This window comes from Peijinzhouia sedimentorum, assembly GCF_049340005.1.
GTDB lineage: Bacteria > Bacteroidota > Bacteroidia > Cytophagales > Cyclobacteriaceae > CAXBDP01.
The window spans coordinates 134,775-160,638 of the sequence record NZ_JBMPIY010000007.1 but is presented as its reverse complement, the minus strand read 5'-3'; the positions used below and the strand labels follow the sequence as shown (position 1 = coordinate 160,638).

Annotated in this window: 24 protein-coding genes; 20 read left to right on the top strand and 4 right to left on the bottom strand. The window is 36.0% G+C overall.

The annotated features are described in order from the left end of the window. Positions 1–11: 11 nt before the first annotated feature. Complete coding sequence (locus tag ACOXY8_RS11400) at positions 12–1,469, bottom strand: pyridoxal phosphate-dependent decarboxylase family protein (RefSeq protein WP_458331721.1); 1,458 nt, start codon at positions 1,467–1,469, stop codon at positions 12–14. A gap of 108 nt (positions 1,470–1,577) precedes the next feature. Further along, positions 1,578–1,859, bottom strand: a complete 282-nt coding sequence (locus ACOXY8_RS11395) for a DUF427 domain-containing protein (protein ID WP_458331720.1) — start codon at positions 1,857–1,859, stop codon at positions 1,578–1,580. Positions 1,860–1,993: 134 nt separating this feature from the next. On the opposite strand from ACOXY8_RS11395, the gene ACOXY8_RS11390 reads away from it, so the two are divergent. The 9 genes from ACOXY8_RS11390 to ACOXY8_RS11350 all read left to right on the top strand — a co-directional run bounded on the left by ACOXY8_RS11390 (position 1,994) and on the right by ACOXY8_RS11350 (position 13,255). Next, positions 1,994–3,883 (top strand): ABC-F family ATP-binding cassette domain-containing protein, encoded by a 1,890-nt coding sequence (locus ACOXY8_RS11390; protein WP_458331719.1) that lies wholly within the window; start codon positions 1,994–1,996, stop codon positions 3,881–3,883. A 117-nt stretch (positions 3,884–4,000) separates the two neighbouring features. Next, positions 4,001–4,594, top strand: coding sequence for a porin family protein (locus tag ACOXY8_RS11385; RefSeq protein WP_458331718.1), 594 nt, complete (start codon positions 4,001–4,003; stop codon positions 4,592–4,594). A 315-nt stretch (positions 4,595–4,909) separates the two neighbouring features. Beyond that, positions 4,910–6,046, top strand: a complete 1,137-nt coding sequence (locus ACOXY8_RS11380; RefSeq protein WP_458331717.1) for a hypothetical protein — start codon at positions 4,910–4,912, stop codon at positions 6,044–6,046. A 35-nt stretch (positions 6,047–6,081) separates the two neighbouring features. Then, a complete protein-coding gene (gene wecB / locus ACOXY8_RS11375) occupies positions 6,082–7,209 on the top strand; it encodes a non-hydrolyzing UDP-N-acetylglucosamine 2-epimerase (protein WP_458331716.1) in 1,128 nt (375 codons plus the stop codon). Between the two features lie 65 nt (positions 7,210–7,274). Continuing rightward, complete coding sequence (locus ACOXY8_RS11370; RefSeq protein ID WP_458331715.1) at positions 7,275–8,774, top strand: hypothetical protein; 1,500 nt, start codon at positions 7,275–7,277, stop codon at positions 8,772–8,774. Between the two features lie 120 nt (positions 8,775–8,894). Continuing rightward, positions 8,895–9,839 carry a glycosyltransferase family 2 protein gene (locus ACOXY8_RS11365; protein ID WP_458331714.1) on the top strand — a complete coding sequence of 315 codons (945 nt, stop codon included), beginning with the start codon at positions 8,895–8,897 and terminating at the stop codon, positions 9,837–9,839. Positions 9,840–9,842: 3 nt separating this feature from the next. After that, complete coding sequence (locus ACOXY8_RS11360; protein ID WP_458331713.1) at positions 9,843–10,727, top strand: methionyl-tRNA formyltransferase; 885 nt, start codon at positions 9,843–9,845, stop codon at positions 10,725–10,727. Further along, on the top strand, positions 10,728–11,870 hold the full coding sequence (gene rffA, locus ACOXY8_RS11355; RefSeq protein WP_458331712.1) for a dTDP-4-amino-4,6-dideoxygalactose transaminase: 1,143 nt from the start codon (positions 10,728–10,730) through the stop codon (positions 11,868–11,870). It begins immediately after the preceding gene. Between the two features lie 413 nt (positions 11,871–12,283). Continuing rightward, on the top strand, positions 12,284–13,255 hold the full coding sequence (locus tag ACOXY8_RS11350) for an O-antigen ligase family protein (RefSeq protein WP_458331711.1): 972 nt from the start codon (positions 12,284–12,286) through the stop codon (positions 13,253–13,255). Here the strand turns inward: ACOXY8_RS11350 and ACOXY8_RS11345 are convergent. Together ACOXY8_RS11345 and ACOXY8_RS11340 are read right to left on the bottom strand one after the other, a co-directional pair. Further along, complete coding sequence (locus ACOXY8_RS11345; RefSeq protein ID WP_458331710.1) at positions 13,249–14,070, bottom strand: polysaccharide deacetylase family protein; 822 nt, start codon at positions 14,068–14,070, stop codon at positions 13,249–13,251. The two genes, ACOXY8_RS11350 and ACOXY8_RS11345, sit on opposite strands and share 7 nt — an antisense overlap. After that, the gene (locus ACOXY8_RS11340; RefSeq protein ID WP_458331709.1) at positions 14,071–15,012 is read right to left on the bottom strand and encodes a GNAT family N-acetyltransferase; all 942 of its coding nucleotides are present in this window, start codon (positions 15,010–15,012) and stop codon (positions 14,071–14,073) included. It abuts the gene before it with no gap. A 15-nt stretch (positions 15,013–15,027) separates the two neighbouring features. Between ACOXY8_RS11340 and ACOXY8_RS11335 the strand changes: the two genes are divergently transcribed. From ACOXY8_RS11335 to ACOXY8_RS11285, 11 genes are all read left to right on the top strand, one after another. Further along, on the top strand, positions 15,028–16,074 hold the full coding sequence (locus ACOXY8_RS11335; protein ID WP_458331708.1) for a glycosyltransferase: 1,047 nt from the start codon (positions 15,028–15,030) through the stop codon (positions 16,072–16,074). Then, entirely contained in the window at positions 16,061–17,932 is a 1,872-nt protein-coding gene (asnB, locus tag ACOXY8_RS11330) for an asparagine synthase (glutamine-hydrolyzing) (protein ID WP_458331707.1), read from the top strand. The genes ACOXY8_RS11335 and asnB overlap by 14 nt, the downstream gene beginning before the upstream one ends. A 262-nt stretch (positions 17,933–18,194) precedes the next feature. Continuing rightward, positions 18,195–18,659 (top strand): SRPBCC family protein, encoded by a 465-nt coding sequence (locus ACOXY8_RS11325; RefSeq protein WP_458331706.1) that lies wholly within the window; start codon positions 18,195–18,197, stop codon positions 18,657–18,659. A 15-nt stretch (positions 18,660–18,674) separates the two neighbouring features. After that, positions 18,675–19,127, top strand: coding sequence for a VOC family protein (locus ACOXY8_RS11320; RefSeq protein ID WP_458331705.1), 453 nt, complete (start codon positions 18,675–18,677; stop codon positions 19,125–19,127). Positions 19,128–19,354: 227 nt separating this feature from the next. After that, positions 19,355–19,924, top strand: coding sequence for a Crp/Fnr family transcriptional regulator (locus ACOXY8_RS11315; RefSeq protein ID WP_458331704.1), 570 nt, complete (start codon positions 19,355–19,357; stop codon positions 19,922–19,924). Positions 19,925–20,004: 80 nt separating this feature from the next. After that, positions 20,005–20,973: an aldo/keto reductase gene (locus ACOXY8_RS11310; protein ID WP_458331703.1), complete on the top strand. Its 969-nt coding sequence runs from the start codon at positions 20,005–20,007 to the stop codon at positions 20,971–20,973. Positions 20,974–22,038: 1,065 nt separating this feature from the next. Continuing rightward, positions 22,039–23,082, top strand: a complete 1,044-nt coding sequence (locus ACOXY8_RS11305; protein WP_458331702.1) for a hypothetical protein — start codon at positions 22,039–22,041, stop codon at positions 23,080–23,082. A 264-nt stretch (positions 23,083–23,346) separates the two neighbouring features. After that, complete coding sequence (locus ACOXY8_RS11300; RefSeq protein ID WP_458331701.1) at positions 23,347–23,574, top strand: transposase; 228 nt, start codon at positions 23,347–23,349, stop codon at positions 23,572–23,574. A 278-nt stretch (positions 23,575–23,852) separates the two neighbouring features. Continuing rightward, on the top strand, positions 23,853–24,134 hold the full coding sequence (locus ACOXY8_RS11295) for a type II toxin-antitoxin system RelE/ParE family toxin (protein WP_458331700.1): 282 nt from the start codon (positions 23,853–23,855) through the stop codon (positions 24,132–24,134). 15 nt (positions 24,135–24,149) lie between these two features. After that, positions 24,150–24,452 (top strand): HigA family addiction module antitoxin, encoded by a 303-nt coding sequence (locus tag ACOXY8_RS11290; RefSeq protein WP_458331699.1) that lies wholly within the window; start codon positions 24,150–24,152, stop codon positions 24,450–24,452. Between the two features lie 608 nt (positions 24,453–25,060). Then, positions 25,061–25,831: a hypothetical protein gene (locus ACOXY8_RS11285; RefSeq protein WP_458331698.1), complete on the top strand. Its 771-nt coding sequence runs from the start codon at positions 25,061–25,063 to the stop codon at positions 25,829–25,831. The last annotated feature ends 33 nt before the right edge of the window (positions 25,832–25,864 follow it).

The following is a 25,864-nucleotide window of genomic DNA, read 5'->3' as shown; positions in this document are numbered from 1 at the left end:
CCTTCCATTTTTTATTTCAGTACTTTATCTAATTCAGCTTTAAGTATCTCCAAAAACAAATCCACTTCCCGCAAATGAGAACGGAATGATAAACAGGCAAAGCGCAAGTGAAATTGTTTATGAATTTGAGTGGATGAAATAAATATTCTGCCATCAGTATGAATGCCTTTCAAAATAGCTTTATTGATAGAATCATTGTTGCCATCTGAGGCATTTAAGCGGAAAGTAAACACACTCATTTGCGGGTAAGGACCCATTTCAAAGCCCATTTCCTTCACCTTTTGGTAACAATAGCGAGTAAGCCAAAGCTTCTCTTCCAATGCAGCTCTAAATGGAGCAATTCCATGTAATTTCAATGGTAGCCACATTCGTAAGCCACGAAAATGCTTACTCAACTCGGGCGATACATCTGCTGGAGAATATTCTAAATTGAAGTCTTTTGAATCCTGCATATAATTGGCCTCAAAGGTATGAGCAGCCAATAATTTGTTAAGATCTTTCACAATAATCATCCCAAGTCCATAGGGTAGAAATAACCCTTTATGCGGATCTAAAATCACCGAATCCGCCATTTCGATTCCTTTCATTACGGATCGACCATGTTCAGTAAGCATAAAAAAGCCACCGTAGGCAGCATCGATATGAAACCATAGTCCATGCTCTTGAGCGATCTGCCCAATGGCTGCCAAGGGATCAACAGCACCAACGTCAGTTGTGCCAGCAGAAGCGATAACCATAAATGGATTCAGCCCATTTGCTTTGTCATCAATAATAAGTTCTTCAAGTTTTTCGGCATCGATTCGGAACTCAGCATCAAGTGGAATATGATGGATGATACATTCCTCCAGTCCACTTATTCTGATAGCTTTTGGCACGCAATGATGAACTTGCTCTGATAAATAGATGACCGTTTTTTCTAAATCTTTACCCTTAATTTTATGCGCATGTCTCGCTGCAGTAATAGCAGTAAGGTTTGCGATGCTTCCCCCTGTAGTTAGGTTGCCGCCAAAATTACCTTGATAGCCAATCAATTTTCCAACCCAATTGATAAGTGTATTCTCTAAACGAATGGCACCAGGTGCCGCATAAAAAATACCTGCATAGCGATTGGTAACAGCAGCTAAATAGTCGCCTATGGCTGCGCTAAAAACTCCTCCACCTGGAATATAGCCAAAGTGCCCACCAGAAGCTGCATTAATGCCAGATTGCATTACTTCTTCATGGTAGGTGTTCAGAATATTGGGTAATCCTATACCACTTTCGCCAACTTCAAGTGCTGGAATAGGGCCTCTATTTTCGTAGCCTTGTTGGTAAAATGCCTTTTCCTCTGATAAATTATTTAAGAACTGATCGGTATATGAATGGAGCTTAGCATGAATATCCTCCCGCTGTGTTTGGCCTATTTCCAATGGAAAACTAGCTTGCTGGAAGACTTCTATTTTAGCCTTTGTTTCTTCGAGATTATGCATATATTTTTACCTTACAGCCAGCTAAAGTCTGTAATGTTAAGGATTGTTCAAAGGAAATTACTGTGAGAAATTGCTAAGAGGTTTTTCAGCAAAATGTGCCAAAAATAATTATTGAGTTACTTCCACACCTTTCCAAAATGCGACCCGATCCTTAATGTTCTGAGCAGCATCTTTTGGCTCTGGATAATACCAAGCCGCATCCTTATTTTCTTTGCCATCGACCTGCACACTATAGTATGATGCTTGGCCTTTCCAAGGGCATTTGCTTTGGGTTTCGCTGTCGGTGAAATGCTCCTTCTTTATACTGTCTTTAGGAAAATAATGGTTTCCTTCTACTACTACAGTGTCATTGCTTTCTGCGATTATTTGTCCGTTCCAAATTGCTTTCATGATATTTCTTTATTTAAAAACTACAGCTAGCCCAAATCGTTCAGTTTAGGATCAAATTACTCGACCACCAATTTTATTTACTGCTTCCAAGCTCAAAACCTTGGGAGCTGGAATATTGGGATTAGTTTTGCATTATGAATTTACTTTCGGCAGAATCACTTTCAAAAAGCTTTGCGTTCAAACCGCTTTTTGAAGATTTATTTTTTGGAATTGAAGAGGGCGAAAAAATAGCCTTACTAGGAAGAAACGGCTCAGGCAAAAGTACTCTTCTCAAAATATTGGTTGGAAAGCTCGATGCAGACAAAGGCAAAGTTGCTATCCAAAAAGAAACACGTGTGGCCTATGCAGGTCAGGAGCATGATTTCGACGAAAATGACACAGTATTAGAAGCGCTATTTTCGCATACCGATAACCCTGCAGTACAAGCAGTAAAGGATTATGAACATTTGATGTCCATTTCTTTTGATACGCCAGGTCATGCTGATGATTTGCAAGAAGTAATGAATAGGATGGATAGCTTCCAAGCTTGGGATTTGGAAAATCAAATTAATGTGATCTTGGGTAAGTTGGGGCTGAGTGACTTAGAAGCCAAAATTGGAACCTTATCAGGTGGACAAAAAAAACGAGTGGTATTAGCCTCTGCGCTAATCCAACAGCCTGATCTGTTGATACTGGATGAGCCGACGAACCATCTCGATTTGGAAAGCATCGAATGGCTAGAGGAATATCTATCTAGAGCCAGACTTGCTTTATTACTTGTAACCCACGATCGCTATTTTATGGATAGGGTGAGTAATCGCATTATTGAATTGGATCAAGGGCAAGTTTTTAAGTATGAAGGTAATTATGCCTACTATTTGGAGAAGAAAGCTGAGCGGGAGGCAATGGATGCAGTGATGCTGAATAAGGCCAAGAATCACTACAAGCAAGAATTGGAATGGATGCGCCGTCAGCCAAAAGCCCGAACCACCAAAGCCAAATATAGAGTAGATGCCTTTGAGGATGTAAAATCCAAAGTGAAAGGTGCAGCTGGAGCCACAGAAGAGCTAGAGCTACAATCAGGGATGGAGCGAATGGGCAAGAAAATACTCGAGGTAGAGAAAATCGCCAAGGCTTTTGATGGAACTCAGATTGTAAATCCATTTAGCTATGTATTCCAAAGAGGAGAGCGGATTGGCTTAGTTGGGCCGAATGGTACAGGTAAATCCACATTTCTGAATATGCTCACAGGGCAATTGAAACCTGATTCTGGAGTCGTAGATAAAGGTTCAACTATCAAATTTGGCTATTTCAAGCAAGAGGAAAAAAGTTTTATCCTTAGCCAGCGGGTAATAGATCACGTAAAGGAAATTTCTGAAAACATAACCCTTGCCGATGGGCGGGAGGTTGGCCCAGGTAAGTTTTTGGAGTTATTTCAATTCTCACCGGAGCGCCAATATACACCTATTGAGAAATTGAGCGGTGGAGAGAAAAAGAGATTGCAATTGCTTGACATACTGGTTACCAATCCAAATTTTCTTATTCTGGATGAACCTACTAACGACTTGGATTTGCCTACACTTCAGATTTTGGAAGAGTTTCTGGCAGGCTTCAAAGGCTGTTTAATTATCGTATCTCACGATAGATATTTTATGGATCGCTTAGTCGATCACTTATTTATATTTGAAGGCGAAGGAGTGATCCGTGATTTCCCTGGCAACTATACTGAATACCGCGAGAGCTTAAATGAAAAAAGCAGCAAACCCGCTGCTGCGGAAGTAAAAAAGGTCAATACACCTTCTCCAGAGGTGAAAGAGTCAAAAGCTCAAGTAGAAAAACTTTCCTACAAAGAGAAGGTAGAGATGGAAGGACTTGAAAAGGAAATTGCAAAGCTTGAAGCAGAAAAGGTAGATCTTGAAAATAAGCTGTCGGTAGGTAAAGGAAGCGTGGAGGAATTAGTAGAATGGGGAAAGAAATTGAATGAAGTAAATGAAAGTCTTGAAACTAAGGAATTAAGATGGCTTGAATTATCCGAAAAGGAATAATTGAAGCTTTTCCTATTTTTTTACGTACTAAGCATAAGGCTCGATCGTTTGTAATTGAATTGAGAATGAGCGATTGGATTTTTTGCAACTCTAACTAACACACAAAATTTTTTACCCATGAAAATGAAAAAACTATTTGTATTTGTTGGCTTGATGATAATATCAAGCATTACGTTTGCCCAAGTAAACATCGGTCCGAAAATCGGTGTGAATTCTAGCAAAATCACATTCAAGGATAATGTGGACAATGTAGAAGAAGGTGATGCTTCATTTGGATTTCATGCAGGTGTATTTGGTCGAATTGAAATTGGCAGTTTTTATCTACAGCCAGAATTGCTGTACACTTCAGCAAATGGTGAAATCAGATTTAAAGATGACCAATTAGGAGATCAGGTGAGAGCCTATGAATTCAACCGCGTAGATGTACCAATCCAAGTTGGTTATAAGTTTGGTGAGGTGTTCCGAATAGGTGTAGCACCTGTTTACAGCGTATTGCTTAGCGACTCTGAGCAAGGTGATACTGGTTCACAGATGACCTTGAAAAACTCAAACATTGGCTATCAAGCTGGGATTGGTTTTGATATAGCAAACATCATATTGGATTTACGCTATGAAGGCAATCTAAGTGGAGTAGGAGATAAGTTCTTAGGAGCAGATACCGATCAAAGATTAAATCAATGGACACTCGGTATTGGTCTTAAGGTATTCTAAACCAAAAATTTAGACAAAAAATTAGCCTCATCTGGAATTCAGGTGAGGCTTTTTTAATGCCTAATATTCCCCAGCTCCATTGGAGCGAAATTTCCATAGCTTATGCTTTCAACCATGGGATAATGAAATAGCACAAATCAACCTCCCGCTTTTTTCTTTAATCATCTACGACCAATGCAATAGTCTAGAACTAGGATTTGATTCCTACACTGAAGTAGGGGATTAAATGATTTATATTACATCCTCCAAGCCCTAATTCATCTCCCATCACCTATAAATCCATATCTTTACCCAACCAAAAACAAGCCTGAACCAATGATCTATCTGACTTATGGGAACCAATCTCATGGAGTATACAGCAGTTATGTAATCGAAAACTGCAAATACATTTCTGATAATCTGAATTACCCGGTAAAAATCATCGCATTGGTCTCTATTCGTGGCTTTTTTGAAATGCGAAGAATCCGAAAGCAATTATATCCCAATTCCATTATTTTACCCATGGTGCCTGGTTTTCACAGATGGAAATTGAATTTGCTTACATTGACTTTATTATGGCCATTTATAGGAAAGAAAAAGGTGATGGCTTTGAGCCCACTTGCGGCGAATTTGGCTATTTCGTTGAAGGATTTGGGTTTGGTAGATAAGGTAATCTATGACGGAGAAGGTGCAACAGCTGCCGAATGGAATGAGTTTGATGTAGTTGGAAATGAAGATTTAAAAAAGGATATATGGAAAATTGAAAGCCGTGCAGTAAACGACTCGGATATGCAAAGAGCTGTAAGCCATAAGATGTTTACTTACTGGAATGAAAAATTTGCATATACAGGACAGCATAGAGTTGTAATCCCCTGCCTACTGAATGGCGTTTTTGCGGATAAGCCATCCATTGGGAAAATTGATTTTGAAGAAATCTTCAATGAACCTAAAACCGATCAAATTACATTCGTTTATGCCGGTTCATCCGCGCAGTGGCAGTCTATGGATTTGTTAGAGCAGGCGGTTATTCCTTTAATGGAAAAGGATGGTAGAATTAGGCTGCTTTTGCTTTCCGATCAAAAAGAGAGTGAATGTGGAATTAAGTTGAAATTTCCCTCCCGCGTTGTGCTAAAATGGGTGCCTTTTGAACAGGTGCCGGCAATTATGGCACTAGGAGATTATGGGATATTATTACGCCACCCTTCTGTTACTAATTTTGTTGCAGCACCTACCAAATTCGCTGAATATTTGGCTTGTGGTCTCAAAGTATTTATTTCCCCAGGTATCGGCGATTACCCTGATATGATTGCTCAGAATCCTTTAGGCTATGTAATAGAACAAGCAAACGATCTGCAAAACATAGACTTAGAACAAACATCCCTAGCAGAGAAACAAAAATTGAGAGAATTTGCCCTAAATAATTTTGTAAGAACTAGCTTTAAGGATAGTTTCGCTAAACTTATTTCACTTTGAAAAATGCCTTATGATGGCAGTAATTTCTCTTTTAAATGTCTATTAAAAAGGTACTGATCGTATTTGGCACCCGCCCGGAAGCCATCAAAATGGCTCCTGTTGTTAAGGCCTTCAGCCAAAATGCAGAATTTGACTGCAAAGTATGTGTTACTGCCCAGCATCGAGAAATGCTCGATCAAGTTTTGTCAGTATTTGAAATCACGCCTGATTATGATTTGAATATCATGAAAAAAGGGCAAGATTTATTTGATATTACCTGTTCAGTACTAGCGCAAATCAAGGAGGTTTATTTAGATTTTAAACCTGACTTAGTTTTGGTACACGGGGATACTTCTACCTCCTTTGTGGCAGCGCTTGCTGCATTTTATCTTCAAATAAAAGTAGCACACGTAGAAGCAGGCTTGCGGACATGGGATATGGAAAACCCATTCCCAGAAGAAGCAAACAGGGTACTTACGGGTAGGTTAAGTACATGGCATTTTGCACCCACACAATGGGCTGCGGATAATTTAAAGCGGGAAGGCGTAGCGGAAAACAAAATAATCGTTACCGGTAATACAGTCATTGATGCGCTTTATTTGATTAGAGATAAACTTCAAAATGATGAATCTCTCCGTAATAACGTTCAGCAAAGCATCCAAGAAAAGGGCTATAATTTTGATTCATCGAAAAGACTAGTCTTAATAACCTGTCATAGGAGAGAAAATTCAGGAGATGGTTTTGAAAACATCGCCGAAGGAATTCGAGAATGTTCCATTGCATTTCCAGATGTAGATTTTGTCTTTCCTGTTCACCCAAGTCCAAAGGTGCGGGAGGTATTTCATGCAGCATTGGCCAATTTGTCAAATGTGTATTTAATTGAACCATTGGAATATTTGCCTTTTGTGTTTTTGCTAAGTAATTGTACTCTAATTTTAACAGATAGTGGTGGAATACAGGAAGAAGCGCCAAGCCTGGGTAAGCATGTATTGGTGATGCGCAAAGTAAGTGAAAGGCCTGAAGCTATAGAAGCAGGAGTGGTAAAGCTTGTAGGTACCGATAAGCTTCTTATTTTTAGGGAAGTAAAAGAGCTGTTGACTACAGATAAAATAAATAAACCTTTCTCACTCTATGGAGATGGGAAGGCCGCTGAAAGAATTGTCACTACCTTAATGGCTTATTAATATATGGCTAAACCAAAAATATCCATTTTGATTCCGGTGTATAGGTATCCTAAACAATTGGAGTGATGAATCTAAATAGGAGCAAATTCCTGTCAAGTTCAAACTGGTTTTTTTGGGTATTATTTGTCTTTATACTCAGAGGACTAGTGTTAGTATTTTTCCTAATTCAATCTTATCAACTCAATCCAGACAGAATAATCAGCGGAATTGGAATTCAGCAAAATGACTATTATATGTTTCTCGGGGTGGTTGATAATTACTTTAAGACTGGGGTTTACGAACTTTACGAAGGCAGCAATGAAGCATTTGCTGGTCGACTGCCAGGGTATTCAATGCCTTACTTATTTTTAAGGCATATTTTCCCACAATCAATCAGCCTATTTATTATTATTTCACTACAGATATTATTATCAGTTATTAGTGTATATCTGCTAGCTTTATTGTCTATTAAATGGTTTAGAACTGAAAATTACTTCATTTCTATTATTATCATTTTTTCGATTAGCACCTATACTAGTATTTACGATTTATTTACGCTCGCTGAAAGTTTTTCGGTTTCTGCTGTAATTTTTGGGTTTTATTTGCTGACAATTGGTCTTAAGAGGCAAAGTAAAATTTTTCTATTATACTCAGGCGTCTTTGTAGCATGGGCAATTTTTTTGCGACCATTTTTAGGTTTGCTAATCCTTTTTATCCCTATAATAATTTTTGTCTATCTACTAAAAAGTCACCCTCATATAAGGCTTATCAATAATGTCAAACGAGTCTTAATATTTGCAATACCATTTATAGTTTTTGAATCTGTTTGGATAGGCAGAAATTATATTGAATTCAATAGATTTATTCCATTGGAAACTTCGCTTTCAGAATCATATGGCGATTTTGGCTTATACGGCAAAGCTGCTTTGGGTATTCGAAAGCTCATTAATAGTTATGGTGGAGATTCAGCGGAATTTCGGACGGGTAGTGATGCATGGTGGTTCCATCATGCCGAGGATTCTGAATTAGATTCCTTCAATTTCCCAGAATGGATTTTTGAAATAGAAGAAGTTAATAGAAATACTCTAATTGAAATTCGAAATCTCTATCATTTGTCAATTAAAAATCAAGACTCTGAGCTCGGACGTCGGGCTAATTTAAAGGCAGAATCATTAGCACTTCATTTGTCTGATAATATTAAATCTAACGCACCTTTCAGGTATTATTTAGTGAATAATCTATTGAGAACAGGACGGTTTATCTTTACTAATGGTACTTACTTATTGCCTTTACCAAGTTTTTCGGAAATGACAATTCTGCAAAAGCTAATTAAGCTCTTTTATTATGCAATGTATTTTACGGTGCTGATTACAGGCCTTACTGGGATACTGTTAAGAACTTTCAATGTGGATAAATGGAGTGATTTACCATTTATGCTTTCTGTAGCATTATTTCTATCTCTAGTTATTGCAATAATATTCGTGGGAGATATTATAGAAAATAGGTACTTTATAAGCATGTATCCATTTTTATTAGTCTTTGGAATTTATGCTATTGATAGATTTAGAAAACTTTTATTGGGGTAAATCAGAGGAAAGTAGTCTAGTATGGGTGAAATTTATTTAAAACCTCAAAGGATTAACCCAAAAGCCTTATTATCTTAATTTTCTTATTTATTTTTACTCAATATTTATTAATTCAATTTCTTGAAAGAACCTCTAACAAAAGTCTCTTCTATTTCCATTATTAGCCCCGTTTATGGTGCTCAAGGGATGATTGATGAATTAGTAAATAGAATTTCTAAGGCTGTTATAGATATTAGCGAGGATTTTGAAATCATCTTGGTAGAGGATAATAGTCCAGATAATTCCTGGCTAGAAATGGAGAGGATTTCTAACCAAAATTCTAAAGTTAAATCTATTAAACTAAGCAAAAATTTTGGACAGCATTATGCAATCACTGCTGGATTGGATGTTGCCCAAGGGGACTGGATAGTGGTAATGGATTGTGACTTGCAAGATAAGCCTGAAGAAATCCCAAATCTCTTAGAAAAGGCTTTGAATGGCTTTGATATAGTTTTGGCTAGAAGAATTGATCGTCAAGATAATTTTTTAGTAAGAATTACTTCATTGATTTTTTATAGAATATTGTCTTACCTAACTGGCGCTACTCAAGATCACACTATTGCCAATTTTGGGATTTACAACAAAAGAATAGTTGAGGTGATTAGGCAAATGCGTGAGCCAATCCGCTATTTTCCAACAATGGTAAAATGGGTGGGTTTTGAAAAAGCATACCAAGATGTAAGCCATGGAGAGAGGGAACAAGGTAGCTCAGGCTATAATTTCAATAAAAGACTTAAGCTTGCTGTTGATATTATGCTTGCCTTTTCTAATAAACCTTTGCTGCTAACAGTCAAGCTTGGTCTATTTATCTCTATATCATCTTTTCTTGTTTCAATTATCGTTTTAATATTTGCGCTTTTAGGTAAATATACTGTATCAGGTTATGCAAGTATGATGATGTCAATTTGGTTCCTATCAGGACTGATTATCTTTATCTTGGGTATCAATGGGCTCTACTTATCAAAGGTCTTTGATGGAGTAAAAAACAGACCGATTTATATAATTTCCAAATCTATAAATCTCTGATCTATGTTCACTCTCTTCTTAATGAACCAAAAAGGGTTAGCATTTTTACAAAGTTTCATCAAATTAAGTGACAAAGAGTTAATAGATACTGTGGTTGCAGCCCAAGATGAATCAGTTTTAAATGACTATTTTGATGAAATAAAAAACTCTGCGGAATCAAATAATATCCCATTCTTAGAAAGAAAAAATTTTCGTTTTACTGATTTTGCAAACAGTATTGCCATTACAATCGGTTGGAGATGGATTATACCTAGCAAAAGCTTTCCTCGAATTATGGTTTTTCATGATTCATTACTTCCTAAATACAGAGGATTTGCACCCACAGTAAATGCCCTAATTAATGGAGAGAATGAAATTGGAGTTACAGCCTTATGGGCATCCGAACAATATGATCAAGGACCCATCCTTGGCCAAAAGTCATTAAAAGTAAATTACCCGATCACAATTGAAAATGCAATTTCTGCTCTGTCTTCTTTATATGCGGACTTAGGAATGGAATTAGTAAATGCTATTATTCGAAAGGGGGATTTACATGGAAGCCCACAAGATGAATCTCAAGCAAGCTTTAGTATTTGGAGAGATGAAGAGGATTACCAAATCGATTGGTCTGCAAATGCAAATGACATTCGAAGATTTATTGACGCTGTAGGATATCCATATCAAGGTGCATCATCATTTATAGATGGTATAGGCAAAGTTAGAATTCTAGAAGCAGAAGAATGTTTCGACTACATTCATGAAATAGTACACCCAGGTAAATTATTCCTCAAAATTGATGAACACCCCTTAGTTATTTGTGGAAAAGGGAGTTTGTTAATCAAAAGAATGATATTAGATAATGATGGTTCTAAAATTGATTTGAAAAACTTCAGAGTTCGCTTTAGATAAATGAATAAATACTCTATACCCTTTAATAAACCTTTCCTTACAGGTAAGGAACTAACTTATATTGAGGAAGCCGTGCATTCTGGTAAAATTTCAGGTGATGGAATCTTTACCAAAAAATGTCATGCTTTTTTTGAAAATAACTATTCCATCAAGAAAGCATTAATGACTACCTCTTGCACTGATGCGTTGGAATTAGCTGCATTGCTTTGCAATATTCAACCTGGTGATGAGGTAATTATGCCTTCTTATACTTTCGTATCAACTGCCAATGCTTTCGTTTTACGTGGAGCCACCATACGATTTGTTGATAGCCTTCCACTGCATCCAAATATGGATGTAAACAAAATAGAAGAGCTAATCAACATCAAAACTAAAGCAATTGTACCTATGCATTATGCAGGTGTAGCTTGCGATATGGATAAAATTGTGGACTTGGCTAATAAGTACAATTTATATATTGTGGAGGATGCTGCCCAAGCCATAGATAGTTATTATAAAGAAAAGCCCTTAGGTACAATTGGCCATTTTGGAACCTTCTCTTTTCATGAAACTAAAAATATTATTTCAGGCGAAGGGGGCTTATTAGCAATAAACGATAATGAGTTTGCTTTGAGAGCCGAAATTCTAAGAGAAAAGGGAACCAATAGAAGTTCTTTTTTTAGAGGTGAAGTAGATAAATATGGTTGGGTAGATATAGGGAGTTCATTCCTTCCATCTGAAGTTATTTCCGCATTTCTCTATGCACAACTTGAAAATCTTCAACAAATCCAAAAACGCAGAATAGAACTTTGGAATCTTTACTATCAGGGATTAGAGAATCTAGAAAACAAGGGAGTATTAAAGCGGCCTATCCTTTTTGATTATGCTTTTAATAATGCTCACATGTTTTTCATTTTGCTTGAAAATGTAGAAACAAGAAATAAATTAATTGAGTACTTAAAAAGAAAAGGTATTTTGGCTGTATTCCATTATCAATCCCTGCATTTGTCTCCATATTTCAAAGATAAACACGACGGTAGGAATCTTCCTAATGCAGATTATTATAGTGATTGCTTATTAAGATTACCTTTATACTTTGAATTAACTGATGAACAGTTATCAGAAGTTAATAATGCGATTCAAGAGTTTTTTTACCAGGATTAATTTTTCAAAACTTGCTAAGAGAATATATATATAATCCCTCTTTCTTTGGACATTTGATCATTTGGGTCTTGGTAGGTTTAGTTTCTCCTTTTGCTCTTATCCCTGTTGTTTTTATTAGCAACTCTATTTGGTTTAGAGATGATGCATTCCTAGAAGTAGTTTTAGGGTTGTTTTTTATGACGCTATTATCTGATTCAAGAAATTCTTCTTTGGCTTTTGCCCAGACGGTTAAACCTATTCTAGCACTAATTATTTTCTTTTTATTTTATCTAAAGATTCCTCAATTTGGAATCAAGTCAAAAATTCATGTTTATTTAGGGTTCTATTTATTGATTGGAATAATTTGTCTTTCCAAATCTCCAATACTTTTTGAGAGTTTTCAAAAAACTGTTTCTTATTTTTTGATAATTTTAATGGTTCCAAACCTATTAGTCTGGGACTGGGAAATAAATAAGGAAAGGACAATTAAGCATTTAATCCTTTTTCTATCCATTATTTTGGCTATAGGCTTAGTAGCAAGGTTTATTCCTATTCCTTTAATCGACCCGTTTCTTGCAGGGAGATTTACAGGTCTTTTTGGCAACCCAAATGGTGTAGGTGTTTTTGCTTTCATGCTAATAATGATTTTGAATCTTTCAAAACATTATTACCAATTCCTATTTTCAAAGAAGGAAGTAATTTTTATTTATATTCTAGCTCTTGCTTCTATTCTTACATCAGGCTCTCGAGGAGCTCTTTTAGCGTCATTGATATTTATGTTTTTTAGGTATTTCGGATACAAATTTGGATTAATTGCTTTTCTAACTCTTGCAGGTTTTATTATAAGTTTTGAGTATGCACTAGAGCTTTTTGCTGATGCTGCCGTAAGTGTAGGGTTAGCCGATTTTTTACGAATAGACACTATTGAGTCAGGGTCTGGAAGGCTAATTGCTATTGATTTTGCTTGGCAATATATCCAAGATAATTATTGGTTGGGGCCAGGTATTGGGTATGGCGATTATTTATTTAAGCTCAATTACTATTATTTGGCGAGTTTAGGTCACCAAGGACAAGTTCATAATGCATATATCAATACTTGGCTTGATGTTGGTTTAGTAGGGCTAATCGCTTTCGTTTTGGGTTGGGGTAAAGTATTTTTTATGGCTATTAAAAATCTGAAATACTCTTGGGGTATTCTTGCTGCAGTATTTGTTTCTACAAATGCCGAAGTTTGGATTGTAGGCAGTTTGAGTCCTTGGATGATCACTTTCTTATGTCTAATAACTCTAGTGGTTTACTTAAAACCAGAAGTTAAGCCAGAAAAGACAATTTTAAGTGATGAAGAAATGCCTGAAATTGATCCACTATATCCAAAGAAAAAAGAAATTTTAGTTTTTCCTCAATAACCCATATTCCTTAATCGCATTTTCCAACGCAGTAATTCAAATTTACTCATAGAGAAAATTATATGCTCAATTGAAAAGTAGGTTTCAATATTAATTCTTTTCACTAATTTATCTAATGGAAATTTATTGGCACCAGCAAACGTAGTGAAGTGAAGTGCATAGTTTTTCGTAAGAGTTTTTGCTGATTCACTATTAAGAATGAACCTACTATCTATCGGGGAAGCAAAATAATCAATTCGAAAATTTATTTCTTTTTCTAATTCATTTTTACTTGAAATTATTTCGTGTTCAATTTTATCTTCATCCCATTTGCTAATTTCTCTTAAATCATGGCTAGCCGTATGATGCCCAATGGTATGTCCGCGATCTACTAAATGAGATAAGTCTTTAATTGAAATCGGTGACATATCCCTAGAAGTTATTTCAAGTCTATCGTGTGGTTCAAATCTAATATTTTGTCGATAAAATTTCTGAGGCTCTATAGCCTTTATAAAATTAGGAACTACAAAAAATAGAGCCTTTACATTAAACTTGTCTAACAAATCTAAGCAATCCATATTGCTCAATATACCATCATCAAATGTCAGTAATAACCTAGGTTTTTCTCCAGCAGCTAAGTTCTTTTCAGCTACCACTCTTGGTGAAATAAACTCGAAATAGGTACTCAAAAACTCTAATTGCTTTTTAAAGTTATCAATCTGCTCTTTAGGAGTGGAGTGGTAGTTTAGGACATACAATGATCCATTTTTCCAGTTTTTGATTATTTGCTTTTTAAATAATCTGCCGTAGTTTTTTTTGAATTTTTCCGCAAACATTTACCAAGTATCTAAATCACCACGAAATATTTGCCAATTACCCGCATCCATTATCTCATCAATTGAATTTGATATTGGCTTTACTATAAAATGAATTTGCTTATTAATCTTTTTGAAACCCATAGACTTTAGATCCAAATTGTTATTTAAACTGCTTCTTTCATTGTGAGCAAAGCTCAAAAAATTACAGTTCATTTCCTTTCTTACTATATTCACTAAGGATTTCATGTCCTCATTAATTTTGGATAAATCTTTAAGACGTATGTCTCCAATAATTACTTCATTAAAGTAGTAAAGTCTCCTATTTATTTTTAGTTGAAACAAGGTTCCATTGGGAGCTTCATAATAAAATTTTGTGCTAGGACTAAGTGAAGCCTTCCAGCTCAACCAATCAATTCTATTTGATAATGAAAATGATTCAGGTGATAGATTATTTTCAATCCCATGCGGTATTACTTTTGAGATATTCTTATTTCGAAAATCTTGCTTTTTGAGTAATGGTAATGGATGAATTAATTTCATGTGCCATTGTAAATCAAATAGATGTGTCCAACCATTTTTTTTAAAACTAGGCAGAGACAAGCTCACAGGGAAGCCAATTAGAAAATCTACATTCTGATTTGATGCTATTTCATAAATATGACTTAACAATTTCTGAAATATCCCTTTCCCTCTATGATCAGGACTTACAATTGAATTACCAGATTGAAATGAATTAAATTCTTTTCCTTTGTAAAAATAGGGCCATTTGAAAAAACTCTGAAAGCCTATAACTGTCTTATCAATCAATGCTACCACCCTAATAGAGTCATTCTTATAAATTTGACTTTCGTACAAATTTTCAAAGAATCTAGGAAATGTATTTATTTGCTCAGGGTATTGTTTTAGGAATAAGTCAAAGACTTGCTCCTTCATCCATGGTTCGTATTGAGTAATAAGCATAAACAATATTAGTAAATGTATTCCAATTTAATTGTTCTTTACCAAGAGCCAGCACCTTATTTTTTAGAGAATATAGAATTGTTTGGCTCAAACAAATTTTTTAAAATTCATCTATTTCATTTTCCGCTTAATACAGATGCTCCTTTCAATTACAGAAATTACAATAATGTTATTCTATACGATTTATCAAAATTTTCTATAACTGAATTAAGAAGGAAAATTATTCAATTAGAGCCTAGAGCTATATTCCTAACATCATGGAGAAATACTAAATATCTATACTCGTCTTATCTATTTAATGGGCCTGTAGTTTTAGGTGTTGATAACGCTTGGTTTGGAGGATTAAAGCAGAAAATATTCGCAATGCTTTTTAAAGTGATTTTCAAACCAATTATTGATGGTCTTTGGGTTCCAGGATTGAGGCAAAAGTTATTTGGCCTGAAAGTAGGATTTCAAGAAACCAATATTAAATTAGGAGCATATTGCTGTGAACTCACTAGATATAATTCTATTTTTGAGAAAAACAAAACCCACTCAAAACGCTTAATATTTGCTGGTCGCTATGCGCCTGAAAAGGGAATATTGGAGTTATTGCAAGCATTTAAAAATTTGGAGACAGCTGATTGGGAATTACATTGTATAGGTACAGGGCCGTTAAGAGATCAAATTCCTGAAATTAAGGGCGTAAAGCACTATGGTTTTGTTCAACCTTCGGATTTACCGAGTATTATGAAGGAGGGTGGTGTATTTATATTACCCTCTAAATTTGAACCTTGGGGTGTTGTGGTGCATGAATTTGCCGCTGCGGGTTTTCCCATGGTTTTATCCGATCAAGTAGGTTCCGCAGAAGTATTTTTGGAAGAAGGTTTAAATGGCTTTACCTTTTCTTGGGGAAAGGAGAATGATTTAAAAAACACACTCCAAAGAATAATGAACTTACCTGAAGATCAATTAATTGAGATGGGTAAAAAAAGCCATGAATTTGCACAGAGAATTACGCCTGAGCTATGGGCAAATACACTAATGGAAATTATAGAAGAAAGCTCTAATGTGCGGAATTAACGGTCTCATAAACAACAAGTCTAGAGCTGACCTTGGGCAAATTGTTGCCAAAATGAATACAGCTTTGGCTCATCGTGGGCCAAATGCGGATGGAGTTTGGGCAGAAGATGGTTATGCCTTAGGTCATCGTCGGCTTTCCATAATTGATTTGTCGGAGTCCGGAAATCAGCCAATGCTATCTGCAGATGGACGTTATGTGCTAGTATTCAATGGAGAGATTTATAATTTCCAAACGCTAAAGCAAAACTTAACTGCATACCCATTCACTTCTAATACCGATTCGGAAGTTTTACTTGCAGGCCTAATCGCTGAAGGAGAAGAATTTATCAAACGCCTTGAAGGGATGTTTGCTTTTGCTTTTTTCGATAGCCAAGAACAGCAAATGTTTATTGCTAGAGACCGTTTGGGCATCAAACCTATTTATTATTATCATAGTCTTTCACCCAACACGCTGGCATTTTCCTCGGAAATTCGCAGCCTTGTAGCAAGCGGTTTATTTGAGGCAAAGATTTCCAAGCAGGCTATTAAGGATTATCTAATCTATCAATCAGTTCATTTTCCTGCTACTATTCTGGAGGGTGTTTCCATGCTTAACCCTGGGCATATTCTTTCCTATAAAAAGGGCAAAGTAAATATCTATCCATACTGGGAATTGCCAAGAGCAAAATCTAAGCTCCCGCTTACTTCTTCGGATGTAAAAGCAAATGTCAGAAAACTTACAGAAGCAGCCGTTGAAAAAAGATTGGTTTCTGATGTTCCTTTTGGAGCCTTTTTGTCCGGTGGAATAGACTCTAGCCTTGTGGTGGGTCTAATGTCTAAAATTTCTCCTGGCAAAGTCAATACCTTCAATGTTAATTTTGATGAGTCAGAATTTTCTGAAGCAAAATATGCTCAGTTAGTTGCCAAAAAATTTAAGACTGAGCATACTGAGATCACTCTCAAGCCTGAAGATTTTTTAGACTCCTTGCCCAATGCCTTGGATGATATGGATCACCCCAGTGGTGATGGCCCAAACACTTGGGTAGTTTCGCGGGAGGTAAAAAAAGCAGGTGTCACCATGGCCTTAAGTGGATTGGGAGGGGATGAATTATTTGCAGGCTATCCAATTTTTAATCGATTGCTTAAATTGAAAAAGCCTCTCTATAAGACAGCATTTCGATTAGGGTCGAATTCCATTGGAAATAAAATCCTGCCTGACCATCTCGCAAGGAAAATGGCGAATCTTCCAAAAATGAGTTTATTAGAGTCTTCTCTTTATGCCGTTTCCCGTCAAGTATTTACCGAAACTGAGGTGACCAAAATCCTAAGTTCTGACGGCTTAAGAGAGCCTAGTAATTACACTTTACTCAAAAGTCTCAATTGGGAAAATGATCAGTATATATCAACCTGCTCAAGGCTCGAACTGACTACCTATTTGCATGACACCCTTCTGCGCGACACTGATCAAATGAGTATGGCGCATGCCTTAGAAGTGCGCGTTCCATTTTTAGATCACCATCTGCTGGAATATGTACTTTCACTTCCCGACTCGTATAAAAGATCTAAAACTCCCAAAGGCTTATTGGTAAATTCATTTGCAGATTTGCTGCCCAGTGAAATAATCAATCGCAAGAAAATGGGTTTTGCCTTCCCTTGGCTTATTTGGCTCAAAGGTTCACTAGCCCCATTCGTAAAACAACAATTTCAGCATCTGGAAAAGCATAAGGTCTTCAATGCCCTGGAATTAGAACGTATCTATCAGCAATTTATGGATGGCAAAATGGATCGAGAATGGGCCAAAATCTGGCTACTAACCGTTCTAGGTTATTGGCTCAACAAGAATATCAATGCTACAAGTCAATGGCCAACTCCATTCTAGTCAAGCGTAGTGGATACAATTTAGGTCAAATTGAATTTGTTTGGATTAGTTGGAAATAACTTTTGATTGACGTATGTTTATAAGTAAACCATGAAAAAATAATAAAAATACCACTTCAGATAAATGGAAAATTAACGAAACTGGTTCGCATATACCTCCGAATTAGAGATATATACGAAGTGTAGTTTCGTATGTAAACACGTTAGCGGGCATTGTATGAAACAAGCAAGTGAACCAAATTGACAGATAAAACAAGTACAGTATGGAAAAAAGAAAAATACCAACAGTAGAATGTCAAATGATGATAAGAAAGCCTGTATCAGAAGTTTTTCAGGCTTTCATCGACCCAGCCATTACAACCAAGTTTTGGTTTACAAAATCAAGTGGACAAATCAAGGTGGGCAAGACAATCACTTGGGAATGGGAAATGTATAATGTTTCAAGTGACGTGAAGGTTAAGGAAATCATACCGAACAAAAAAATATCGATTGAATGGGATGACCCGGCAACAACAGTTGACTTTGAATTTGCACCTTTAACAGACGAGACAACTTATGTGGTTATTAAGAATTATGGCTTTAGCCAAACAGGTGACGACTTAATCGAAGAAATTAACAACAATACAGGTGGTTTTACGACCGTGCTGGACGGACTAAAAGCATATTTAGAATTTGGGATTGAGCTCAACTTAATCAAAGACAAGTTTCCTCAGGTAAAACAAAAATGACAAGATAAAACAGCGATGACAAAAAGTAAACTACTTGAAATGAACAACGTTGGTATCGTTGTAGAAAACCTAGACAATGCCATTTCCTTTTTCACAGAAATCGGACTTCAACTTGAAGGAAGAGGGATGGTTGAAGGTGAATGGGCCGGACAAGTAACAGGGCTTGGAAATCAATCTGTAGAAGTTGCAATGATGGTTACACCTGATGGGCATAGCCGACTGGAAATTTCAAGATTTCTAACACCGGCAACCATTTCAGACCATAGAATAGCACCTGTTAATTCGCTCGGTTATCTACGCATAATGTTCAGAGTTGACAATATTGACGAATTGGTATCCAGACTTACCAAGCAAGGTGCTGAACTTGTTGGTGAGGTGGTTCAGTATGAAGACATATATCGTCTTTGTTACATTCGTGGAACAGAAGGGCTACTAATCGGACTTGCAGAACAACTAAACGAAAAATGAATAAACAACGACCCGCTAACAAAGGCTAAGAAAACATGCGGACTGACACGGAAAAAATGAACATATTAACACATAACAAAACTTGGTTCTCGGCTGACAAATACGTGTTCCAAAACCCGCACGTTTCTTAGCCAGAGCCGTTGGCAACAAGACGAAAAAAATCGAACCGAATATACTTTTTGCCAAATGACAAATCCAATCTAAACAATCACCAGTAAATTTCTCGAATGAAAGAATTTATAGATTATATTTTAAGTTTTGGCAATTTAAACCAACAGCAAATAGAGTTGGTCATAAAAAAAGGGAAAGAAATTGAGCTTAAAAAAGATGATTTCTTTTGGGAGGCGGGCAAAGCGATAAACCAAGTGGGATTTGTGACAGAAGGTGTTTTAAGAGTATATTATTACAACAGTAATGGTGATGAAATAACTCGATACTTCATTACTGAAAATCTTCTCATTCTATATGGTTTCGAATCCAATTCAAGCTACATCCCATCAGAATATTTGCAAGCCATTGAGGATACCAAACTTATTGTTTTCTCCAAAAGAGACTGGAAAGAATTATCGGATACTATTTTAGACTGGGAGCGTATCATTCAAAAGATAACCGCCAAACAACATAGGGTAAAATTGGAAAGAAGAAGTCCATTGATAGACCAAGATGCTTCTAGCAGATACCTTGAATTTATGGAGAACTTCCCGTCTTTGGTCAATCGAATTCCATTATCATTTATTGCTTCCTATTTAGGAATTACACAATCTTCATTGAGCAGAATAAGAAAAAACATCAAATAGTTTGCTATTTGCCATATGGCAAATCAATAGCTTTTTTTAATCCGCAACTTTGAGTCATTAATTATTAAAAACAATAAAAGATGAAAACTAGAAAGTTAGGAAACAACGGATTGGAAGTATCTATAATGGGATTTGGCTGTATGGGATTAAGTTTTGACAACGCGCCTTCAAAAACAGAATCTATAAAATTAATACGTTCTGCTTTTGATGAGGGAATCACCTTTTTCGATACCGCACTTCGATATGGCGATAATGAATTATTGGTCGGCGAGGCACTTGCTCCAATTCGAAACCAAGTGAAAATTGCAACTAAATTTGGTTTTAAACAGGGTGGGAATTTTGAGTTGGATAGTAGTCCAGAAAGTATTAGAGCCTCAGTAGAAACTTCTTTAAAACAATTAAAAACTGATTATATCGATTTACTTTATCAGCATAGAGTTGATCCAAGTGTTCCTATTGAAGAAGTTGCAGGAACGGTAAAAAGATTAATACAAGAAGGTAAAGTCAAATATTTTGGTCTATGTGAAGCAAGTTCAGAAACCATCAGAAAAGCACATAAAACGTATCCTGTTGCAGCTGTACAAAGTGAATATTCTATGTTCTATCGTGAGCCTGAAAATGAAATCATTCCAACATTGGAAGAATTAGGCATTGGCTTGGTTTCTTTCAGTCCATTGGGCAAAGGATTTCTTACGGGAAAGATAAATGCCGATACGGAATTTGACAAAACAGATGGAAGAAATATGTCGCCTCGTTTCAATAAAGAGAATAGGGAAGCCAATCAAAGTTTAGTTGATTTGGTGGTTTCAATTGCGACCGAAAAAAATGCTACACCTGCACAAATTGCTTTAGCTTGGTTGCTTGCTCAAAAGCCGTTCATTGTTCCTATTCCGGGTACTTCAAAAATTCATCGCTTAAAAGAAAATATCAGTGGTTCAAAAATTGAATTGTCGGAAGGAGAATTAATTACGATTAATAAGTCTTTGGGAAATATAAAAATTATTGGAGATAGATACCCCAAACAACTGCAATCCAAGATTGGCAAATAGCGGAACAAAATAAAAGTCCAGCTGCCAATAACGTATATAAAAAATAGCAGATAAGAGCTAAACTCAATGTTTGTTACTTTTCTGCTATCTTTGTTTAAACTTAAATTAGTGCAAAATTAATCTGCTACTTTTTATATAAAAGACTGTTTTGTGGCATTTTAGAAGAACGACTAGTATGAACAGAAAATTTATACTATTGATAGTACGGACAAATTTCACCTTGACAAGTTGTGCTCAAAGAAAGCGAAGATCGTATAAGAAAAGGATGCGGAACAGAAATACGGTTGAGTTTATAGGACTTTGGGAAACCCTACATAACCCTGATTTTAAACCTGTCGAATTCGACACCTTTAGAAAGCACCCAACCATAGCCTACGGTTTCAACCGTGGGATAAAATACACCACGGGTAACAAACCGTTTCAACGGTTTAAATAATGTGCTGATTAGGAAACCTTCATTTTCACCTCTTTCCAATCCTTAATTTGCCAATAGGTGGTTCCTGAGGCGTTTGGTTTCCTAATTCATCGAATAGTCGAATTCGACACCTTTAAAAAGCACCCAACCATAGCCTACGGTTTCAACCGTGGGATAAAATACACCATGGGTAACAAACCGTTTCAACGGTTCAAAAAATGCTCTGATTAGGAAATCTTCATTCTCACCTTTTCCCAATCCTTAAATTTGTCAATAGGTAATTCCTGTGATGTTTGGTTTCCCAATTCATCGAAGATCCTAATTTTAGAAAATGCCTAAAGCACATTGGCTAAAAGAAAATTATCCATTAAGACCCAAAGATGAATGCTGAGATAAACCCAAACCAGCTATACAATTTAGATCAAATTGAATTTGTTTGAATAAGTTGGAAATAACTTTTGATTGGTGTATGTTTATAAGTATGCTTTGAAAAATAATAAAAATACCACCTCAGACAAATGGGAAATAGATGCAACAGTTGCGTTAACCCCTCTAATTTGGTGGGATTAACGCAAGAATGCGTTATATAATGTTACCTGCAAGTGTGAAAAACTAAAAAGTTGAGCCCGACACAAATGAGGGATTGAATTATGAAAAAGATATTATTTATATCAAGTATAATTTTGATGATGTGTTCATCAATGTCCTTATCTGCACAAACAGATTTTTTACAATTTATCAATTCTGTAGACTGGAATTCTAGTGAAAATGATTTTGTGACAAAATATTCGTCGCAAGTAAAATCCCGCAGTCATTTTTACAGCGATTACTACAAAACAAAGACTGACTATGAAATTATTGGCATATTTTTGGGTGATAAGGAGGGTACCTCTACTGTGTATGTGGATTCTGCCTCGTTGAAATTAGAATCATTATCATTTAATTTTGGAAAATTTGAGAAAAGCAAGAACACTTTAGAGGATGCTAAAAAATTTTCTAATGAAATGGATAATCTTTTAATTCCACTATTCGGAGAACCTGATCTGCATAATGATGATTTAGACAATGAATATATAAAAAAAATGGATAGAACTTGGTATAAAGATGATTATATTGTGGAAGTAAATCATACATTCTTTTCAGACTCGCGTTTATATTCTTTAACTGTAAAAGGAGTTAAAAACAAAGGCAACGATTTTAGAGTAGCGAAATGGGGTGATTCAAAGACAGTTGTAATGCAGAAAGAAGGCAAAACTGACTTATCTACTATTGATGATGTTTATTTTTTTTCTGATTTTGTAGCCGGTATAAGTTGTGATGTTGCCTATATCTTTACAAAAGATAAATTAACTATGGCAAAATATCTGTTTACCCCTGCTCACTCTAACAAAAACGATTTTATCAAAGATTTTCGAGAATTAGTAAATCTAATGACAGAGAAATATGGAAAACCTGACTATAATGCCCCTCAATGGCATAATTTTTTATACAAAGAGGATCCAGATGATTATGGATTTGCTGTAAGTTTGGGTCATTTATCGTACAATGCAGGTTGGCTTGGCCAAACAACTGAGATTATCGTTGCATTACATGGAGAAAATTACCAGATTTCTCTGGAAATTCAATATGCTAGTAAAAAATACGAGGGATTAAGGAAAAACACGAATATTCAAAATAAAATTAAAGATTTGTAATATAGGCAATTGGAAAAACAAACACCAGCAGGTAGCATTTTGTATATGTCATAGCGGGTTTGTGACTACTTGAGGGTTTGTCATTCGCCAGTAATTCGGGCGCTATTTTGAAAGAGAAATCTCACGTACTCCGCTACGCCACATACAATTTACCATCAAACTGCCTAAAAACCCATTGTCCTTTCCTTCAATAATTAGGTTGAAGTAGAATACTTCAACCGAGCTATTGAACAGGATAATGAAGTGCGGCTAATTGATTTGTTTGTGGGCAGCTTATCATTGGCTGATTTGGGGTTCAAAACCGAGTTTATCGAGAATGGTAGGCCAGCTTACCATACTGCTGATTTACTCCGATTATTTATCTATGGTTATCTAAACCGTGTTCGCTCCTCCCGCCAACTTCAAAAAGATAATGAAGAGCCCAGCAGATGTAGACATGATCTTTACTTCCTACAACCTGCGCAGGATATTCAATATTGTAGATCTGAATGAATGTGCTCAAAGTTACCTCAACGCGTTTTGCTGTTCTTTACGCCTTATTACAGGCTGTTTTAGGCGTCATAATAATGCAATTTTGCCAGTACTAGTATTAGGAGTTCCTAATTGTTTTTACAACTAAGCTCCACAAAACCCTTTAAAATCAATTATCTTTAATGATAATGAACTCTAAAAAGAGTTTTTAGACGAACAGCCGTTAGGCAACATTTGAGAAATTTCGTTAAAATTAAACATTTCACTTATCTTTGACGTTAGTAACGTAAAGCGTAAGTATGATTATTTCCTTTGGCTCGAAAGAGACAGAACAGATTTGGAGCGGAATCCGAGTCAAGAAAATGCCGATTGAAATTCAGAACGTTGGACGTCGGAAATTGAGAATGTTGAACAACTCGCAAGATATTGCCGATTTGAGAATTCCACCTTCAAACCGACTTGAAAAACTGACTGGAAGGTTAAGCGAATTTTATAGTATTCGAATTAACAAACAATGGCGGATAATCTTCATTTGGGATAATGGGAACGCAAGTGAAGTAGAAATAATTGATTATCATTAAAGACAATAAATGAAAATGGAAAAGTTAGCAAATGTACATCCTGGAGAAATCCTTAATTACGAATTTCTTGAGCCATTGGAAATCACCGCATACCGACTTTCCAAAGACTTGAAAATTCCACAAACCCGAATTTCAGAAATCTTGAAAGGAAATCGCAGAATTACAGCGGACACAGCTTTACGATTGAGTAAATATTTTGGAAATTCTGCAAAATTCTGGCTCGGACTTCAAGACGATTTTGACATTGAGGAGGAAAAGGAAAATAAGGAAAAGGAACTGAACGATATAAAACACTACGAAAATAAAAACGTTGCCTAGCAATGACAATAAGTAATTGCTAGCCTGCCTTCCGGCAGACAAGTTCTTGTCTAATCTGAAAATCCGCGAGGACTTTCAGTTTGGTGTGTACTTTCAAAGTTATTGCTAACCCACGCAATTATTCATAGCCTAGACCGTTACCTAAACCTCCTTTAATTCACCCTCGTTTTCACCTCTTTCCAAACCTTAATTTGCCAATAGGTGGTTACTGCGGTCTTTGGTTTCCTAATTCATCGAATAGTCGAATTCGAAACTTTTAAAAAGCACCCAACCATAGCCTAGGGTTTCAACCGTGGGATAAAATACACCACGGGTAACAAACCGTTTCAACGGTTTAAAAATGTGCTGATTAGGAAACCTTCCTTTTCACCTTCTTCCAATCCTTAATTTGCCATTAGTTAGTTCCTGCGGTGTTTGGTTTTCCAATTCATCGAAGATGCTAACTATAGAAAGTGCCTAAAGCTCATTAACAAAAAGAATATTATCCAATAAGACCCAAAGATAAATGCTGAGATAAACCCAAGCCAGCTATACAATTTAGATCAAATTGAAAGGCGTTTGGATTAGTTGGAAATAACTTTTGATTGGTGTATGTTTATAAGCAAACCATGAAGAAAAATAAAAATACCACCTCAGGCGAATGGGAAATAGATGAAACGACAATGAAAATTAACTTCGATATAAAAGACAATCACGCCATAGAAATTGCAGGGCGACTTATCGACCTACATAACAATTTTGACTTTGTTGGTTTTGACTACAATGTTGCTGATAGAGAAATTAAACTGCATTGGAAAAAATCAAGTGGTGATTGGGTTGACAAAAACGAATTTTCAAGTTTGGTTTTGACACATAAAGGCGTAACCTTTTTGAGAGTAATTGAACAAGACGAAAAAAGCACTTATGAAGACGATAGTTGCATGGGAGAAATTACATTTTTCCCATCAACAACAAGAGAAGTAAACGACAGCATTGTTCCTCAACCAAAACCAAATGAAGGAGACGACATTCTTTATTTTTTTGAAAATGGACAGCTAATAAGAATTCATTGTGAACAAATAGAACTCGGAATAAAAATGCCAAACGAAATTTCCGACAATAACTTTGCTTATAGCAACTTGACAGAAGAAGAAGCATTTTGGGTTATGTGGTATTTCTTAGACGGACATTACAAGTTGGCAGGAGGAGAGTTTGACCTATCTGACATTTTAAGTGCTTCACAACCATTTGAATTTGACGACAACGGACACTTCGATGGACAAGTTAAAGGAAATAGACGAGTCGCACCAGCCGACAGCGGAATGGTTTGGCATTGGAATGAAGCAGTAAAAAAATATAGAGAACAAGGACGACCAAAACCAACACAATTAAAGAAATGAGAAAAGTGGCAAATAACAGGCGTTTGGCTTAAG

Excerpts from the sequence above, each read along its gene's own strand:
- ACOXY8_RS11380 (WP_458331717.1), top strand. The coding sequence starts at position 4,910 with ATGATCTATCTGACTTATGGGAACCAATCTCATGGAGTATACAGCAGT.
- rffA (WP_458331712.1), top strand. The coding sequence starts at position 10,728 with ATGAATAAATACTCTATACCCTTTAATAAACCTTTCCTTACAGGTAAG.
- wecB (WP_458331716.1), top strand. The coding sequence starts at position 6,082 with ATGTCTATTAAAAAGGTACTGATCGTATTTGGCACCCGCCCGGAAGCC.
- ACOXY8_RS11350 (WP_458331711.1), top strand. The coding sequence starts at position 12,284 with ATGGTTCCAAACCTATTAGTCTGGGACTGGGAAATAAATAAGGAAAGG.
- ACOXY8_RS11395 (WP_458331720.1), bottom strand. The coding sequence starts at position 1,859 with ATGAAAGCAATTTGGAACGGACAAATAATCGCAGAAAGCAATGACACT.
- ACOXY8_RS11295 (WP_458331700.1), top strand. The coding sequence starts at position 23,853 with ATGATTATTTCCTTTGGCTCGAAAGAGACAGAACAGATTTGGAGCGGA.
- ACOXY8_RS11345 (WP_458331710.1), bottom strand. The coding sequence starts at position 14,070 with ATGTTTGCGGAAAAATTCAAAAAAAACTACGGCAGATTATTTAAAAAG.
- asnB (WP_458331707.1), top strand. The coding sequence starts at position 16,061 with ATGTGCGGAATTAACGGTCTCATAAACAACAAGTCTAGAGCTGACCTT.
- ACOXY8_RS11385 (WP_458331718.1), top strand. The coding sequence starts at position 4,001 with ATGAAAATGAAAAAACTATTTGTATTTGTTGGCTTGATGATAATATCA.
- ACOXY8_RS11285 (WP_458331698.1), top strand. The coding sequence starts at position 25,061 with ATGAAGAAAAATAAAAATACCACCTCAGGCGAATGGGAAATAGATGAA.
- ACOXY8_RS11305 (WP_458331702.1), top strand. The coding sequence starts at position 22,039 with ATGAAAAAGATATTATTTATATCAAGTATAATTTTGATGATGTGTTCA.
- ACOXY8_RS11310 (WP_458331703.1), top strand. The coding sequence starts at position 20,005 with ATGAAAACTAGAAAGTTAGGAAACAACGGATTGGAAGTATCTATAATG.
- ACOXY8_RS11370 (WP_458331715.1), top strand. The coding sequence starts at position 7,275 with ATGAATCTAAATAGGAGCAAATTCCTGTCAAGTTCAAACTGGTTTTTT.
- ACOXY8_RS11390 (WP_458331719.1), top strand. The coding sequence starts at position 1,994 with ATGAATTTACTTTCGGCAGAATCACTTTCAAAAAGCTTTGCGTTCAAA.
- ACOXY8_RS11400 (WP_458331721.1), bottom strand. The coding sequence starts at position 1,469 with ATGCATAATCTCGAAGAAACAAAGGCTAAAATAGAAGTCTTCCAGCAA.
- ACOXY8_RS11360 (WP_458331713.1), top strand. The coding sequence starts at position 9,843 with ATGTTCACTCTCTTCTTAATGAACCAAAAAGGGTTAGCATTTTTACAA.
- ACOXY8_RS11335 (WP_458331708.1), top strand. The coding sequence starts at position 15,028 with ATGTATTCCAATTTAATTGTTCTTTACCAAGAGCCAGCACCTTATTTT.
- ACOXY8_RS11290 (WP_458331699.1), top strand. The coding sequence starts at position 24,150 with ATGGAAAAGTTAGCAAATGTACATCCTGGAGAAATCCTTAATTACGAA.
- ACOXY8_RS11320 (WP_458331705.1), top strand. The coding sequence starts at position 18,675 with ATGACAAAAAGTAAACTACTTGAAATGAACAACGTTGGTATCGTTGTA.
- ACOXY8_RS11315 (WP_458331704.1), top strand. The coding sequence starts at position 19,355 with ATGAAAGAATTTATAGATTATATTTTAAGTTTTGGCAATTTAAACCAA.
- ACOXY8_RS11340 (WP_458331709.1), bottom strand. The coding sequence starts at position 15,012 with ATGCTTATTACTCAATACGAACCATGGATGAAGGAGCAAGTCTTTGAC.
- ACOXY8_RS11325 (WP_458331706.1), top strand. The coding sequence starts at position 18,195 with ATGGAAAAAAGAAAAATACCAACAGTAGAATGTCAAATGATGATAAGA.